The organism is Mobilitalea sibirica, assembly GCF_015999265.1.
In the GTDB taxonomy this organism is placed as follows: Bacteria; Bacillota; Clostridia; order Lachnospirales; family Lachnospiraceae; genus Mobilitalea; species Mobilitalea sibirica.
Genome location: NZ_JAEAGR010000006.1, coordinates 119,888 through 136,632, shown reverse-complemented (window position 1 = coordinate 136,632; position 16,745 = coordinate 119,888). Strand labels below are relative to the sequence as shown.

Below are 16,745 nucleotides of genomic sequence, written 5' to 3'. Positions count from 1 at the left end.
TAACCTAGTTAAGTATCTGTATAATATTAGGTATGAATACTTGGAATAAATACAAAAAAAGCGAGGAATTCGGCTTTGAAAACAGATAAACGGTTAACACAAGCTTATAAAAGCGCAAAAGTCGTGAACTTTGACATGAATTCAAAGTATATCTTCTTTAGCGATGTACACCGTGGCGATGACAGTGTCTCGGATGAGTTTACCAGAAATCAGCACATTTTTTTGCATGCCTTAAATTACTACTATGAAAACGGTTATACTTATGTGGAAGCAGGGGATGGCGATGAGCTTTGGGAGCATCCGCATTTTAAGCATATCCGTTTAGCCCACAAGGATATCTTTATAGCCCTTAAAAAATTCTTTGATGATAATCGGTTGATTATGTTATATGGCAATCATAATATTTACTTAAAATCAAAGGATTTTGTCCGTGAAAACTATTACAGCTTTTATGATGAATATAATCAGAAACGGGTAGAACTCTTTAAAGGTATCTGTCCTCTGGAGGCTCTTTTGTTAAAAAACAAAACAACCGGCCAGGAGATATTAACCGTACACGGGCATCAGGGTGATTTCATGAATGATCAGTTTTGGAAATTATCCATGTTACTTCTCAGGTATTTCTGGCGTTTTATGCACATCGTCGGTTTCGAAAACCCTTCCAGTCCTGCAAGAAACTATTATAAACGACATAAGGTAGAGAAAAATTATCTAAAATGGATCAAAAAGAATAAAATGATGCTAATATGCGGTCACACCCATAGACCTAAATTTCCAAAAAACCAAGAACTTCCCTACTTTAACACTGGCTGTTGTATTAATACAAGAGGAATTCCCGGTATAGAAATTATTGACAATCAAATCCTTATGGTTGATTGGAGAATTACAGCAGACTTGAACGGAACAATGCGTATTGAACGAAATGTTGTGAGAGGACCGGAACCGATTGAAAAATACGATTGCAAAAATAATCCCGTATATAATGATTATAAATCAAATTGTACAGAAATTGAGGATGATGATTAAATACTATTTCGATGATTTAGAATTATTGTTTCCACTTAAAAGATAATAATTTAATTTATAAAATTCACCTCCCATGGGTAATCTAACAATGGAGGTGAATGCTATGAAAGTAAGAGATATTATGTCAAAGGATATTGCCAGTCTAAGATCCGATGATACAATTGAAAGAGCTGCTCAGCTTATGAAACAATATGATTGCGGCTCCATTCCTGTATGTACGAATGATAAAGTGATCGGTATTGTAACAGATAGAGATATAGCAGTTCGATCTGTTGCTTCGGGACAGGATAATCATCAGCGTGTTGGTGATGTTATGACAACCAATTTGGTTGTTGGAAGTCCTGAGATGGATGTAAGAGATGCAGCCAGATTAATGAGTGATCGCCAGATACGGCGCCTTCCTATCATCGAGAATAACAGCCTTGTCGGAATTGTAGCTCTGGGAGATATTTCCTTGGAGCCTTCCGAGCAAAACAGTGCGGAACAAGCTCTTAAAAACATCTCCGAACCAGGAGGACATATCCGTTAATCTTGGAAAAGAATAAAGAATAGAAAGTCAATCTATAATATCATTATACGTACTTTCTATTCTTTATTCTTATAATTGTTTTTTCTTATTTTGTTACTTCTATTAATTACTTCTTATCATTTCTTTTGTGTATATGTTGCATTATTAATCCTGTATTCAAATTAACCATCTAAAATAGTCCGGCTTTTTAATAATAAAACAGAATTTCATACTCATATACCTAATTTCTCATGTAGAGCACAAATATTATAGAAAGATATTTTATAATATTTGATATAAATCCACCAGTCGATTTATTTCATAATCAACTTTTACACCAATGTCATTATTCTGAGACTTTAAATTAAACCAACAGGTTGCTATACCGGCATTGTTGCCACCCTTGATATCTGAGGATAGTGAATCCCCTATGATTATAGTTTTATCTTTATCAAAACTCTCTATTCTTTCAAAGCAATAGTCAAAATATTCTTTCATCGGTTTTTGATAGCCTGTCTCCTCTGATACAAAAATCTTTTTCATATACTGGTCAATACCGGATTCTCTAAGTCTTCTGTACTGCGTAACGGTTACACCATTCGTTACGATATACAGATCATATTTATTATGCAGATACTGGATAACCTCTGGGGCATCCTCAATAAAAAAATGCTGCATTCCTAGAAGTTCCTGATAATCATCTTCAAAAGCGATTCCATCGTCTTTAATTCCTATCTGCTCAAACAAAACTTTAAACCTGGTATAAATCACCGTTTCTCTATCCATAATCCCCAACTCATATTGTTTCCATAGATCAATATTAATTTTTTCATAAAGGTTCTTTATTTTATCATTATAAGCATAACCGTATTTAAAGAAGGTTTGCTTTAATGCCTCATCCTCACAGGCGTTAAAATCAAAAATGGTATTATCTGCGTCCAACAATATGGTTGTGTAAGTATTCATCTGAAAATTCCTTTCCGGGTATTTATCTGGTTATTGTAATAACTATATCCTATCAAAAAAACCTTCTCTTATGCAACTGATTCTTTACTGTAATGATGTCTGTAATGATATATATAATAAGTTTTTCTAGAATTTTCTTGCATAATCACATAATAGGCTATATAATAAGAAAAAATAAAACTGTTAAACAAGCGATGATAAAAGCTACGATTTATGCATTTCTTCAGAGAGCCGATGGTTGGTGCGAATCGGCGAAAGGTTAAATCTTTCCACTTTTGGAGCTGCCGGCGATAAGCCGGAAGGTTCGTACCCTTTATCCTACGAACGAGTGGCCGGTTTCATATCGGCAATTTGGGTGGCAACACGGATTCCTTTCGTCCCATTGTATATGTATGGGTAAGAGAGGATTTTTTTATTATCTCCGTTTTTAGTTCGTTTGCTAAATAATATTATTTTATAATGTATTTGGGAAGAATATAAAAGTTAATTTATATTACATCTACTTTTGTTATAAAATAATAATTAATGTCTCATTTAAATAAAAATATACATTATTTTAAGGAGGAAAATCATGCTAGACATTAAATTTGTAAGGGAGAATCCTGAAATCGTAAAGCAAAACATCAAAAATAAATTTCAGGAGAGTAAGCTTCCGCTGGTTGATGAAGTGATTGCCTTGGATTTAGAAAACAGAAATACAAAGCAAGAGGCTGATAACTTACGATTTGAGAGAAACAAAATCTCCAAAGAAATAGGTGGTCTTTATGCACAAGGAAAGAGAGAGGAAGCTGAAAAACTAAAAATACAGGTAACTGCAGATTCAGAACGTTTAGCTAAGTTGGAAGCAAAAGAAAGTGAATTAGAAGAAAAAATCAAACATATTATGATGACAATCCCTAACATCATCGATCCCAGTGTTCCGATTGGCAAGGATGACAGCGAAAATGTTGAAGTAATGCGTTATGGTGAACCGGCGGTTCCAGATTATGAAATCCCCTATCATACAGATATTATGGATAAATTTAACGGCATTGATTTAGAAAGTGCCAGAAAGGTAGCCGGTAATGGCTTTTATTATCTGATGGGTGATATCGCAAGACTTCATTCCGCAGTAATTTCTTACGCCAGAGATTTCATGATCAGTCGCGGCTTCACCTATTGTATCCCTCCGTTTATGATCCGAAGCGAAGTAGTAACCGGCGTTATGAGCTTTGCAGAAATGGATGCCATGATGTACAAAATTGAGGGCGAGGACTTATACCTAATCGGTACCAGTGAGCATTCCATGATTGGTAAGTATATTGATACTATATTAACAGAAGATTCTCTCCCACAAGCACTAACCAGTTACTCCCCCTGCTTTAGAAAAGAGAAGGGTGCTCATGGTCTGGAGGAAAGAGGTGTATACCGTATTCACCAATTTGAAAAGCAGGAAATGATTGTAGTATGTAAGCCGGAGGATAGTATGATGTGGTTTGATAAACTCTGGCAAAACACCGTTGATTTATTCCGTTCCCTGGATATTCCGGTGAGAACCTTAGAATGCTGTTCCGGTGATTTGGCCGATTTGAAAGTAAAATCCATCGATGTAGAAGCTTGGTCTCCAAGACAAAAGAAATACTTTGAAGTAGGCAGCTGCTCCAATTTAGGTGATGCACAGGCTCGCAGACTGAAAATCCGTGTAACCGGTGAAAGCGGTAAGTATTTTGCTCATACCTTAAACAACACGGTAGTAGCTCCTCCGAGAATGCTGATAGCCTTTTTAGAAAACAATTTAAATTCCGACGGTTCCGTTAATATCCCCGCGGCATTACAGCCTTATATGGGTGGTAACACAATAATTAAGTAATGATAACTCATATTATGTAAATAGCAAATACGAAGAAATCTTTAGAGAAAGACTAACGTGCACCCAAATGTTTGATACAAAAGCATTTGTAGGTGCACATTTCTTACACATAGGTTGAAGGACATATAAATTTCAATCGCAAACAAGTTATGGAATATTGTACTTCATCTTATTCCTTACTTGTCATTTGTAATATCCCCATTACCGCTAACAGGTATTGCTTCTCCCAGATAAGTAGGAGCAGGTTTTACAATTGTATAAAAGAAGTCCTTAATTCTAGCCAAGAATTCGCGGGATTCCCTATACTCCTGACCGACATAGGATCTTGGATCAGAAGCCACGCCGTAAGCATCAAGTCCAAGTTTTTCAGCAATATATAAAGCACGATATAAGTGATACTCCTGTGTAATGATAATTATTTTATTTGCCTGAAAAACTTCTTTCGTACGATACATGCTTTCATAGGTTGAAAACCCTGCATGATCCATAAAGATATGCTTAGACGGGACACTTCTATTCATCGCAAAACTTTTCATAGTATTCACTTCATCATAATTCGCTCTGCCATGATCACCGCTCATTAAAAGTCGGTTCGATGCCCCTGCATGATATAAGTCGATCCCCTGTAAGAGGCGGTCTTCCAGCATATGACTGGGTCTTCCATCACTCCAGACCCCTGCTCCCAGTACCACTATGCAGTCAGCTTCTAAGCCACTCGCTTCTTCCGGAAGGATTATCTTTTTTCTGACGGTGGTTTTCACATAAAGATTAATTGATATTAGCGCTACAATCATGAATAAAGTTCCTGTAAATAGAAATAAGGCCACTTTCCATAGTTTATTCTTTTTCTGTTTTTTTGCCAATGGTTTTCCCCCTAGCTTTATCATTATTTGTTGGGTTAACATTATTTTCTCAGATAATAATAACAGTCAATGATAGTCTAAAACCAAACTTTATAGTCATGTGAAATCCGATATTTTCCTATAAATTTGTTCTGCTATTTCTGCCATACCTGTATTGGAAGGATGAATTCCATCCGAGGACAATCCGCTCAGCCTTGTCATACAAGTGCTGCCGTCAATATAAGATAACGTCCCTGATAATCTCCCTGCCATACTTCTGTAATGCCGTAAGGCATGATATCCTGTCCGCTTAGATCCCTTTGTAAATATATAATTGCCTCATCCGAATGTAAGTTAAACCTTAATTCACAACCGCAGGTATAAAAAACTGATTTTTTTGCATTCGGATTTAACCAGTCAATGATATTCTTTGGAAGCCTTGCAAGCCGATAACCTCCCTTTTCCCTATCTTCGATCAACTCTTCAACATTATAAATCTCAGTATTTTGAAATATCATTATGTCCTCCTAAATATTACCTGCATGTTATACTACCAAATTCCGAATTTGACATCTAAGTATTTTTTATTTAAATCCCTCCATTATTAATCACATTATAGCATTCTAATAAATTAATATCCACTTTTATAATCATCCGATACTCATAATTATGATTTACAAGATTTCTTCCTAAACAATTTTAGTACAACTAAAGAAATATACCCAACGCACTACAGTTATACTAGTTTTTCTAGTATCTATAATAAAATGAAGCGAACTCCTTCTATTAGACTTAATCTAATGAAAAGGGTTCACTTCATTGTAGAATGATAGTTTATCTTTTAATAAATGTCTTATTCTGTTTCTGCTTTAATAAATTCATCAAATTCTTTCTCTATCTCTTCACCCGGTTCACTCGTTAGTATACTTACCACAACGATACAAATGGCAGATACAACGAAAGCAGGAAGAAGCTCATATAAATTAATAAATTCCTTGATAAAATTTCTCCAGATAAGCACGGTCAAACCTCCGGATAAAATACCTGCCAAAGCACCTTGCCAGTTCATTCTCTTCCAATAAAGAGAGATTAATATGGCTGGACCGAAAGCGGCACCAAAACCTGCCCAGGCGTAAGAAACCAAATCAAAAACAGAGCTATTAGGATCACTGGCAATCAACACAGCAATCACTGCAATAATTAATACACTGGCACGGCTGATCCAGATTGCATTTTTATCATTAACCTTATTACCGAATAATTTCTTTCCAATGTCCTCTGAAATTGCGGAGGAGGTAACTAAAAGCTGCGAATCCGCCGTACTCATAATTGCAGCAAGGATGGCTGTCAAGAGTAAACCTGCAAGAATCGCTGCAAAAGGTCCTTTCAACAAGTTTTGTGTCATATAGATAAAAATTCTCTCTCCATCCATGGTAGCTAACTCTTCGGCTGATACAACAGTTGAGATGTATGCTTTACCGATTACACCAAGTATAACCGCTGCAAAAAGTGTTACAATAACCCATACCATAGCTATCCTTCTGGCAGGCTTAATATGCTTTGCTTGGCGAATACCCATAAACCTTGAAAGGATATGAGGTTGTCCAAAATAACCCAGACCCCAGGCAGCAATGGAAATAATACTTAATACTCCTAACCCGTTTCCTATGCCTGTCCACTCACGAAAACCAAAGCTTTCGGTTGCGTTATCAAGAGCTGCTGCCAAGTCAAATGTTTCCACAGCTCCACCAAGCTTAAATACCGCAAATAAAGGAAGTAAAACAATCGCAAAAAACATTAGGATACCCTGAATCAGATCCGTCCAACATACCGCAGAAAACCCACCTAGGAAGGTATAAGATACTATTACTAAAGCGCCGATTATTAAAGCCAACTGATAGTCAATACCGAATACAGCATTGAAAAGCTTAGCACCCGCTGAAAACTGTGCCGCGGTATAAATCAAGAAAAATATTATAATGAAAAACGCAGCTATGGTTCGGATAAGATGTGTCTTATCCCTAAATCTGTTTTCAAGAAATGTCGGGATTGTAATTGAATTTCCTGCTTTTTCAGAATAGTTTCTAAGTCTCTTAGCTAGGAATAGCCAGTTGAGATATGTACCAATGGAAAGTCCAATTGCCGTCCATAAAGCTTCTGCCATACCATTGTTATAAGTAAGGATAAAAGCCGTACCGGGAAGTCCCATTAATAGCCAGCCGCTCATATCCGATGCCTGAGCACTCATTGATGTTACCCAAAAATTAAGATTTCTTCCCCCAAGAAAATAATCGGTCTGGCTTTTATTTCGTCTGTAAAAATAGATACCAATTGCTAGCATTACAGACAAATAAAGACCCAATACCACCGCATGAATAACCTGTTCCATAATAAATCTCCCTCCTATTTTCAAAACTTATAGTAATAATTATACACCAAAATATAATAAATATAAAGTATTTTTATTAGAAATTACACAGGCATGAAACCTTAGTGTATACATACCCCAAAAAATAGACATTTTCAAACGAAAGCATCTTTTCTAATACTGGACTAATGTTATATTAATACACTTTATTAAACAAATAAACATAATAGATATAATTTATGACCATCTGCCTAATAATAATATCAGCAGTATACTAATAAAAAAGGAGAATGAACATGAACAACAATAAAAACCGAATGAGAGACAGAGAAAAAAGTAATCCTGAATTAAGGAAGATGGAACCTAGGGATAATGCGAATGCAGGTATTTTGAACGGTCAGATTATCGGTGTGCACGAATCAGCCCATGAAAAAAGCAGAACAAAAAAACGAGGATAAGACAGAATGCACCCTAAGAATCGGCATAATTACCGATACCCACGTTGGGGGATAATTCACACCTTTCTTCTATCCTACAAAAGCATCTTACTGAGTTATATTATTTTTCACAATTGTATATTTAATAATAACCTAAATAATGAAACAAAAGAATATAAAGAACCTTCAAATGGTTAACGCTTTCATCATTTGAAGGTTCTTTTTTTATAAGGTCCATCTTACGAACCTTAACGTTCCTTTTCATTACCTTTTATCCTACATTAAATTTTTTTTATTCTACGGTCGCTTCCGCTTTTATACTGATATTCCCGGAAATATCCTGGGCCGTGACTTCGATTGTTTGTCCCTTAATTAATTTTCCGGAAATTTCACATTTAAAATTACCCTTCGAAGAAGCCATACAGGTATAGGATCGTCTGTTTACCGTAACAGTCACAAGCGAATTTTTCTCAGCGGTTCCGGTTATTACATAATTACCTGCTTTAGAACTTTTGATCACTGGTCTGCTCGGTGCTTTTTTGTCACAGGAGGTTACCTTTATGGATTGCATAAACATATTCCCATACTCATCTGTAACCCGAACGGTATAATAACCAATCTTGTTTACTCCAAATCGGAAATCTTCCGTAATTATTTTCCCGTTCTTCCATTTGCTACTAGTTAATTCCGAGTTTGTCAGCTTTCCGATGACATATCTTATTTCTTTGGGTGCATCAATCGTTGATACCGTTACATATGTATTAACATCCTTATTCTTTTTTGTTAACCGTAAAGGATATACCGTCTGTGTAATTAGTAAATTGGTCAGTCCTCCGTCATTGGGTGTTACAGTTTCCAGTGAACAATAATATGTTCCGGGTTCTAAAAACTTCTCAACATTATACCATACACTATTACCGGCTACTGTCTTCGCAATTAGCTCTTCTCTCTCCTGACTGTAAAGAATAAATTTAGCATTTTTCGTTGATCCATACATATAATTTATTTTCACTAAAGCCTTATCTTCTAATTCAAACTTATAATAATCCTTAGGATTTGTTGCTGTTAACAGTCCTACAAACTCTTTCTCTATCGTTACAGGATTCTCTTTACCTACTGTAGACGGACGATAAACCTCTTTACTGTTCACCGGTTGGTAATAAATGATAAACTCTGCTACTCCCTTAACCCAAACACCCGTGTTAGAGGTCCCACCATACCAGTTAGAATATTTATCCGTCTGTATTGCAATATAATACGTACCCTGATCCAACGCTATTTTTTGAGCAGACTCCGCTTTGTTACCGGATTTAGCAATAATCTGAGGTACTACAGGATATAAAAGCTTAGAATCCCGATATACGGTAGCCGTTAAAGTAGCATCACTTGTATCCGAAGAAAAACCTCGGGATCCGTACGTCTCAACCGTTTTTGTTACGTTACGGGCTGTTAATAGCAAGGAAATATATCCATCCTGCTCTAAGTTAATTTTATATACCTGCAAACCATCTCTTTGATCTTGTTGTACAGTATCAATCATTAATTCATTAATTATATAATCATTGTATACATCTATGTCTGCTACTCTAGTTAAGGTTAAATTCTTATTCGTAAGGTCTTCATATGCTTTTGCTACTGTGTTACTTCCGAAGAAACCCCCGGCCATTAAAATAACAGCCCATAAGAAAGCATATTTTTGTCTCATTTCTAATCCTCCTTTTCTCATACACCACATGAAAATATTACCATTTCTTTGTATTTTTGTCAAAATCTATCATAAACTGTAATAGTATGAAAGAAGGTTCGCTGGGATGAGTTGGTAAAATTATTGGCCAGCCGCTATCTTCTATTCCGATCCGTAAGCAATTATGCCATTAAGCAAGTTTGTCACTATGGTATCATCACTTGCTGTACTTGGAACAAGACGCAGATTTGTTACTTACTTTGCTGTTACCTGCTCATTAACTTCGGCAAAAGCAATTCCCACCTTCGGGTTTTCTATGGAAGGTACGATACACAGAAAAAGGAATCAGTTGTATCTAAGCACATACACACTGATTCCTCTTCTTTTGACTTCTTTTGATTAATCGTTTTTTCACAATTAATCTAAATCCATCTATTAGCCCCTTCTATTCATATTATTTCGAATGAATGACGGCCACTGGTATTGTAAGATTCTCAATGTAGTAGGGTGATGTATTCCCTGCTTCATCGTACAGCAATGATCCTGCTGCTATAGTTAAATATAGTGTTGAACTTCCGAAACCGTTCAATCCAATCTTATCTGCAGATCCAATAGTAACCGTCAGCAATTTATCACTGACCACAGTACCTTGTGATCCAACATCATCTTTATTTGTAAGCTGATAGCTTTTACTTAATTGTGTATCCAATAGGTTTAGTTTCGTGACATCAACTTTATCACCGTTCTTACCAGCCCCCTCAACAACAATATAAAGCTTTCTATCAGATGGATTATATACGGCTGACAATATAGAAGTTAATGTTGGTGCCTGATAATCCACCGTAAGTTTCGGGTTTCCTTTTTTGCTTGTAACATACTGATGATCCGCATTATAAAGTCGAACAGTTACATATCCTCCAGTTGGTATTGCTGTTTTTAACTCTGCATTGGTTGGAGTTCCATCGGAAGTTGTAAAAGTTACAATGGTATCATATTCCGTAATTGTTTCATCTGTTGCTATTACTTTATCTCCTACATATAATTCCGCCCTACCTCCTGCTGCCTGACCGGCAGTTATTTTAGCAGATACGATTATATATTGGGTATTACTGTTCAATGTATGCGGTTTCACTTTTTCTCCAATAGGCGTAACTGTAATATTCGTAGGCGGCTCTAAATTCGGATCTTTTATTATTATCTCCTCATCATCAATTTCCGCTGTATATCCTAATAACATTAAAATATACTTTATTAGAACAATGGTTTTTTTCCGATTCCATGGTTGGAAGACATCGGAATTACTAATCTCTTCTCCATTCACAGTGACAATTTCCTTGTTAAAATCAATAACTATGGTAAGATCATCTTTGGTTATGGTTAATATATCCTTATCTTTATCAAAGGTAACTTCTGCTCCCATGCCTTCTGTAATCGGTTTTATCGGAAGTTTAAATCTACCATACCTTATGACAGGTGAAGTTCTCCATTTAAATATCTGTTTTTTTTCTTTATTTCTTTGGTTATATTGATGAGTAATGTGTTTCCTGTCCTGTTTTCCTTCTTTGTCCGGTTTAGCAAAAACAGTTACCGAAGAGGAAAACAAAAGAGAGGCTGTGATGATTAAGCATATTATTTTTTTCATTTTCATACCCCTTTCTTAAGCTTAATAACTTATTCGCAAATCATTTGTAAATTATTGGGGTATTAAAATAATTTTTATTAATTTTTATCTTAGTCCCAGAGCACTAAAATCGATATGATAGATTTCTCTTTTTCCTTGCTGTTCCCTGGCAAAAAATAATTTTTCTCCATTATGACTTCTACCGGGCGAGTATTCTCTTGCTTCTGTGTTGACTTTATCTAAAGGCTCGGGTTCAGACCATTCACCATCCATATTATAACTTACATACAGATCTCCTCTTGTAAATATAAGAAAGCTTTCATCAAAAGAAATCAACGGATCTGTATCGTTCATTCTGGTATTAATTCCTTCTCCCAGATTTTCAGGCTTCTGATATTCTCCATCAACCAATCTGCTCATATATATATCGTAAGATCCAACGCCCCCTGCCCTATCGGAACAGAAATAAATGTTTCCATTCTCTGCTATAGAGCAAAATGCATCGTTATATGGGGTGTTCAAAATATCTCCCAGACTGTTAGGATCTCCCCAATCCTCACCATCTTTCTCAACCATCCATATATTATATCCGCTTCTTTTTCCATCAATTGGTCTGTTTGAAACAAAAAATAACTTAGTACCATCTTTTATCATAAATGGATCAAAATCAACATACTCACTAGAAAATGATGCTATTTGAGGTTCGCTCCACTTACCGTTATCTAATTCACTATAATATATGTCCGATTTCATATAGTCTCTTGATGCTCTTGAATAGTATACGGTTTTTCCATCCGGTGCAAAAGTTAAAGCGAACTCATCTCCCTCTTTTATTAAATCCGGGGCGAATAGTGACACTTCCTGCAAAGCATCCGATACATTTTGATTCGTTTCTTCTATGACTTCTGTTGCATCCTCAGATACCTTAGTATCTGTTTCTATATTAGTAACTCCCCTATCAGTGGTGTCAGAAGCCTCCATCTCAGCTTGATCGTTATTATTACTTTCCTTCTTTATATCTTCATCTACACTCTCTATTTGAATTGTATCCTTATTGCTACAGGCAGTTAATACCACTATAAATATCATCATTATGATACTATAGATCATTTTTTTGTTTTTCATCCTTACGTTTATCATTTTACCTCCGAATAATACTATATTTATTTTATTACTAATTCGTTTAATATGATCTGTAGATTAACATTGCTTTCAATTAGATTAATATTTTCCTAACTGGTTTATATAGAATGCACGTTAGCGAAGCAATAATTTTAAAAACCAAGGCTTTTTTACCTTTATAGCATCGTAATTGCATAGTTCATGGCAACAAAAGCAACGGATGCATTTATCAAGTTTTAACACCGGTTTTCCATCTACCATAGTAATTGCATCCGGTGGGCAGCTTTTTTTACACGCATTACAGCTTACGCATTTATCATAATTAAAAACCGGTCTTGGTTTAATATATTTATCCAGTCTTTTTCTTATAAACTTTGGTAAGAGATTATTATAGTAGTTAAACTCAAGCTGTCTTGTAGGCTTCTTAAAATCCTTTACCATAATTTCAGGAAGTGATGCTCCCTTCAGTTCAATGGCCTCGTTTAGAAACCCTCTTTCTTTGGATTTTATTATTGTCTGGACATCTTTCGGTTTTAATCCAATGATCTGTGATGCATAAAAATCTATCTCATAAGGACTGGTGCCGGCAATCACCAAGCCTACTTTTTTGGGATGACCGTTTGTAGGTCCATATCCTTCCATACCAATTACCGCATCCATAACAGTAAGTACCGGTTTCGCAAAGCTACATATGTCAATTAGTAAATCCGCAAAATCTTTTTTATCTTCAAATCTCAGATGATATTCTGACTTGTAGCTTCCGGGAATAATTCCAAATAAGTTCTTAACTGCTCCGCTGTATACCGTCATCATATGTGTCTTTATCTTAGGTATATTAATAATTTTATCTGCTTCTATCACCGGTTTTATTGTTTTGATGGTTTTCATCATCTTTCCGTCATGGTACGCAACGTCAATCATATCCGTATTATAATTTAATTCAGCGCCACTTGCCTGGGCAGCTTGAGTCATCCCGCAAGTATCATAAACATTTTTTAAGGTCTTAGCATTATAAAAATGGTATCCGCCGGGACTATCACCAATAATCGGAACTCCCCCGGCTTCCTTAACGAGTTCAGCCAGTACCTGCGCTAATGACGGATGGGTAGTGGTAACCTTCTCAGGCTTCCGACGCATCAGCAGATTTACCTTCAATAAAACCCTGTCCCCCGGCTTTACAAAGCATTCAATTCCCCCTAAAGGCTCCAAGGCTTTTCTAACCGATTCCCTAACCCTGTTTATATCATAATTTTCACATTTTGCAATTGATACAATTCCCATATATACTCCATTCTGCCAAACCACCCTGAACTAGGGCTTTAGCACAAATTTACTGTGTGACTCACTTGATTTTTCACACTATCTACTAAGAAGCTATTAAAAAATCCTATATATCCAATCAATTAGCCATCCGGTTAAGATAGCAAATAACATATGAAATACGATATATGCAATAAAATGTTTAATACCTAAGATTATCTTAACTGCACTTAGATTCGTAAGTTTCGTAGATGCTCCTGAAAGCGCAAATGCAATTACTGCTCCGGGACTCATTCCTGTGTTGAGCCAGCCCCTCATCAAAGGAATTGTTCCCCCTCCACATACATAGATAGGTACTCCTAAGCTGACAGCCAGCAAAACACCCAGCTCCCGGTTGGTACCGAACAAATTAATAATCCACATTTTCGGTATAAATACTTCAAATAAGGAAGCTAGCAAAATTCCAATAAAAAAGTAAGGAGCTGTAATTTGTATAGCCTTGTGTATATCCTGTAATAGGCCCTTCAAAGAGTGTGATTTTGCTAACGACTTTCTGCCGTCAAAACTTTCAAAATCGAAAAAAACTTTGCCCTTATAGCAATAATGTACCAATATGCCGGCACATACTCCTGCTAAAATGCTAAAAAACAACCTTAACAAAGCAATCGGAACTCCTAAAACAAAACTATAAATGAACAGATTAGGATTGATAAGAATAGAGCTTACCATAAATGAAACTAAAAAATATTGAGGCGTTCCTTTTCTTCCCATAACGGCTATCAAGGGCACTGTACCATACATACATAGGGGAGATGCCGCTCCCAATATGGCTGCGGACAATACCCCAAGCAAATAGAATTTTTTTGGATTAATTTGTTCCACAATTTTTGCTATTTTTTCTGCAAAAAATACAGAAATAAAGGAACCTATAGCAAGACCGGTAATCCAAAAGGGAAATATCAATTTGAATTGTGTATATATGATATAAAACAGCTGATAAAGCTCTTCTACGATATACATAAAACTTCCTTTCTACGTAAGCTCCTAAACCAGTGGTTTACTATCTGTCAAAGGACATTTTTATCTCTTCTATGTTAGCACCTTCCACTTGAATCTGATCATAATCGGTTATACCAAGATTATTCTCACCGGCGGCTTTCACATGAGGTACCTGATCAAGCTCAAATCCCATGAAGTTAAGTGCTATTGTATCGACAGCTGCTATATCTTTACCGGCAAAGATTATATTAGATTCAACAGGTGTATTATCAACAGGACCATATCCCTCTCCTCCAATAATTCCATCTATTACTGCAAAGTCAGGCCGTCTAATCTTATTAATCTCTATCATCGTTTCTACAAATCCCATATTATGTAGACCTATCTTATTACTGGTTCCATATAATTTAGAAGAAATAGCTCCATAACAGTTCTTTATACTTAGAGTTACGACAGCTTCCGGTTGAAAATGTGTCTTTAGCTTTGCAACTGTTATAACTTTGTCCGCCTCCATATATACTTTCGGAACCAATAATTCTTTGCCCAAAATACTATTTTCTGTAACTAAAGCGTAGCAATCCTCCTGACCAAAATCATTGATATTAACAAACTCTACATCTTCTATTGTATTATATAGATTCCTTTGCAGAGCAGCTTCACTAAAGTTTTTACCCATAAAGCCACCTTCTGCAATTATAACCTTAGAAGCTCCTTCCTCTTTTACCATTTCGACTACTTTTTGGACAACACGATAATCTGTTGTTGTTGGTGTATCCGGTCTTGCATTCATACATAAATTAGGCTTAATCAGAACTACATCCCCTTCTTCTATCACATCCCCTAATCCACCGGCATTTTGAATTGCTGTCTCAGTAACTTCTCCAAATTCCGTTCCTCTGCCTACTCCTACGATAGGATTAGGATCCGGTAATTCAATTGATTTCTTCATTACATCTATCACATGTTGTGGAAGTCCATCATATACTGTGGATACCGTCTCTGCTATTGTAACATTTGTTTCTTTCTCCTCATTATCCTCATCCAAGTTTTGCTCATCCAACACTTCTTCCATTGTATTCTCTGCGTTTAACGTATTTTCAAGAGGAGAAGAACTTGATGACTCATCAGATTTCGAAATAATAATCTCCCTAACCGCAACAAAAATAAATACTAATATTATCGTATATATCACGATACTTTTTATGTTTAATTTTTTCATAATGATACCTCACTTTCATTTAGATGTTATTTAATTAAAAATATGCTGAAATACCTAATATCCCTACCAACAAGGCATAATAAGCCACAAACAGGATAATACCTTTTAACTTAAAAAATGCAAATATACCGGATAGAAAAATCAGATTCATGAACATATTTACTATGTTCATTGCCAGTATAAATATAGGGTTTACTACATTTAGCCCGGCAAAGTACATTGCAACTGAGGACATTCCCGGGTTATTGATAATATACTCAATAATAGACCATAGAAGATACTGCTGAAAAAGTACATTTATAATCACACCAACAATCAGATATAACCCTGTAGAAGAAATATTTTTACTAATCAATGTCGTTATTTTGCTTGCGTCTTTTTGCTGCTCATAAGTTAAAAGTATATGTTCTTTCACTATTGACCTTGTTGATATCTTCCACCGGTTTAGAATAAGTCCTCCGATAATACCGGCCAGAAATGCCAATCCGATCCGATACCCTCCGGTTCTCCACACAAATGTTTGATCAAGATATGGTATAGAAAGATTGAATAATGAGTTTGAAATCAGTATCGGAAGTCCCACACAGAGAGGCAATCCAGCTGCCAGTATAGCGATTACGATAGGAAATACTCCATATATATTCAAAGGAAGTATCATGCCAAGAACAGAACCGGCCAAAATCATACCTATCCTTATAACCATGTTATTCTTTGTATCGGAGTAGATAAGTGTTATCTTTTTATAAATAAGTGCTGATAGAATTGTTCCAATTCCTAGCTGTAATATAGCCTTTATCGTCTCTTTCGATATGATTGAAAATATTTCATTCATTTTATATATCTC

16 protein-coding genes and 1 other annotated feature are annotated in these 16,745 nt (G+C 35.8%); of the genes, 5 read left to right on the top strand and 11 right to left on the bottom strand.

From position 1 onward, the window contains the following. The first annotated feature begins 75 nt into the window (after window positions 1-75). Together I5677_RS07875 and I5677_RS07870 are read left to right on the top strand one after the other, a co-directional pair. Window positions 76-1,026 carry a metallophosphoesterase family protein gene (locus tag I5677_RS07875; RefSeq protein WP_197661026.1) on the top strand — a complete coding sequence of 317 codons (951 nt, stop codon included), beginning with the start codon at window positions 76-78 and terminating at the stop codon, window positions 1,024-1,026. 103 nt (window positions 1,027-1,129) lie between these two features. Further along, a complete protein-coding gene (locus I5677_RS07870; protein ID WP_197661025.1) occupies window positions 1,130-1,555 on the top strand; it encodes a CBS domain-containing protein in 426 nt (141 codons plus the stop codon). A gap of 261 nt (window positions 1,556-1,816) precedes the next feature. Here I5677_RS07870 and I5677_RS07865 read toward each other — a convergent pair whose 3' ends face one another. Beyond that, a complete protein-coding gene (locus I5677_RS07865; RefSeq protein WP_197661024.1) occupies window positions 1,817-2,500 on the bottom strand; it encodes a YjjG family noncanonical pyrimidine nucleotidase in 684 nt (227 codons plus the stop codon). A 185-nt stretch (window positions 2,501-2,685) separates the two neighbouring features. Next, window positions 2,686-2,885 (top strand) — a binding site (T-box leader). Between the two features lie 186 nt (window positions 2,886-3,071). Between I5677_RS07865 and serS the strand changes: the two genes are divergently transcribed. Continuing rightward, a complete protein-coding gene (gene serS / locus I5677_RS07860) occupies window positions 3,072-4,349 on the top strand; it encodes a serine--tRNA ligase (RefSeq protein ID WP_197661023.1) in 1,278 nt (425 codons plus the stop codon). A 176-nt stretch (window positions 4,350-4,525) separates the two neighbouring features. On the opposite strand, the gene I5677_RS07855 is transcribed toward serS, so the two are convergent. From I5677_RS07855 to putP, 3 genes are all read right to left on the bottom strand, one after another. After that, window positions 4,526-5,212 carry a SanA/YdcF family protein gene (locus I5677_RS07855; protein WP_330617875.1) on the bottom strand — a complete coding sequence of 229 codons (687 nt, stop codon included), beginning with the start codon at window positions 5,210-5,212 and terminating at the stop codon, window positions 4,526-4,528. 197 nt (window positions 5,213-5,409) lie between these two features. Beyond that, window positions 5,410-5,709 carry a hypothetical protein gene (locus I5677_RS07850; protein ID WP_197661022.1) on the bottom strand — a complete coding sequence of 100 codons (300 nt, stop codon included), beginning with the start codon at window positions 5,707-5,709 and terminating at the stop codon, window positions 5,410-5,412. Window positions 5,710-6,044: 335 nt separating this feature from the next. Continuing rightward, a complete protein-coding gene (gene putP / locus I5677_RS07845) occupies window positions 6,045-7,580 on the bottom strand; it encodes a sodium/proline symporter PutP (RefSeq protein ID WP_197661021.1) in 1,536 nt (511 codons plus the stop codon). A 275-nt stretch (window positions 7,581-7,855) separates the two neighbouring features. Between putP and I5677_RS07840 the strand changes: the two genes are divergently transcribed. Further along, the gene (locus tag I5677_RS07840; protein WP_197661020.1) at window positions 7,856-8,017 is read left to right on the top strand and encodes a hypothetical protein; all 162 of its coding nucleotides are present in this window, start codon (window positions 7,856-7,858) and stop codon (window positions 8,015-8,017) included. A 271-nt stretch (window positions 8,018-8,288) separates the two neighbouring features. Here the strand turns inward: I5677_RS07840 and I5677_RS07835 are convergent, their stop codons facing one another. Next, window positions 8,289-9,701 (bottom strand): Ig-like domain-containing protein, encoded by a 1,413-nt coding sequence (locus I5677_RS07835; protein ID WP_197661019.1) that lies wholly within the window; start codon window positions 9,699-9,701, stop codon window positions 8,289-8,291. Window positions 9,702-9,864: 163 nt separating this feature from the next. Between I5677_RS07835 and I5677_RS07830 the strand changes: the two genes are divergently transcribed. Next, the gene (locus I5677_RS07830; protein WP_197661018.1) at window positions 9,865-10,083 is read left to right on the top strand and encodes a hypothetical protein; all 219 of its coding nucleotides are present in this window, start codon (window positions 9,865-9,867) and stop codon (window positions 10,081-10,083) included. Window positions 10,084-10,134: 51 nt separating this feature from the next. On the opposite strand, the gene I5677_RS07825 is transcribed toward I5677_RS07830, so the two are convergent. From I5677_RS07825 to I5677_RS07800, 6 genes are all read right to left on the bottom strand, one after another. Next, the gene (locus I5677_RS07825) at window positions 10,135-11,322 is read right to left on the bottom strand and encodes a stalk domain-containing protein (protein ID WP_197661017.1); all 1,188 of its coding nucleotides are present in this window, start codon (window positions 11,320-11,322) and stop codon (window positions 10,135-10,137) included. An 84-nt stretch (window positions 11,323-11,406) separates the two neighbouring features. Next, entirely contained in the window at window positions 11,407-12,441 is a 1,035-nt protein-coding gene (locus tag I5677_RS07820) for a PD40 domain-containing protein (RefSeq protein ID WP_197661016.1), read from the bottom strand. Window positions 12,442-12,558: 117 nt separating this feature from the next. Beyond that, window positions 12,559-13,704, bottom strand: coding sequence for a DUF362 domain-containing protein (locus I5677_RS07815; RefSeq protein WP_197661015.1), 1,146 nt, complete (start codon window positions 13,702-13,704; stop codon window positions 12,559-12,561). A gap of 96 nt (window positions 13,705-13,800) precedes the next feature. Continuing rightward, window positions 13,801-14,703, bottom strand: a complete 903-nt coding sequence (locus I5677_RS07810; protein WP_197661014.1) for a permease — start codon at window positions 14,701-14,703, stop codon at window positions 13,801-13,803. Window positions 14,704-14,743: 40 nt separating this feature from the next. Further along, window positions 14,744-15,901, bottom strand: a complete 1,158-nt coding sequence (locus I5677_RS07805; RefSeq protein ID WP_197661013.1) for a DUF362 domain-containing protein — start codon at window positions 15,899-15,901, stop codon at window positions 14,744-14,746. 34 nt (window positions 15,902-15,935) lie between these two features. Beyond that, complete coding sequence (locus I5677_RS07800) at window positions 15,936-16,733, bottom strand: permease (RefSeq protein WP_197661012.1); 798 nt, start codon at window positions 16,731-16,733, stop codon at window positions 15,936-15,938. Between the last annotated feature and the right edge of the window lie 12 nt (window positions 16,734-16,745).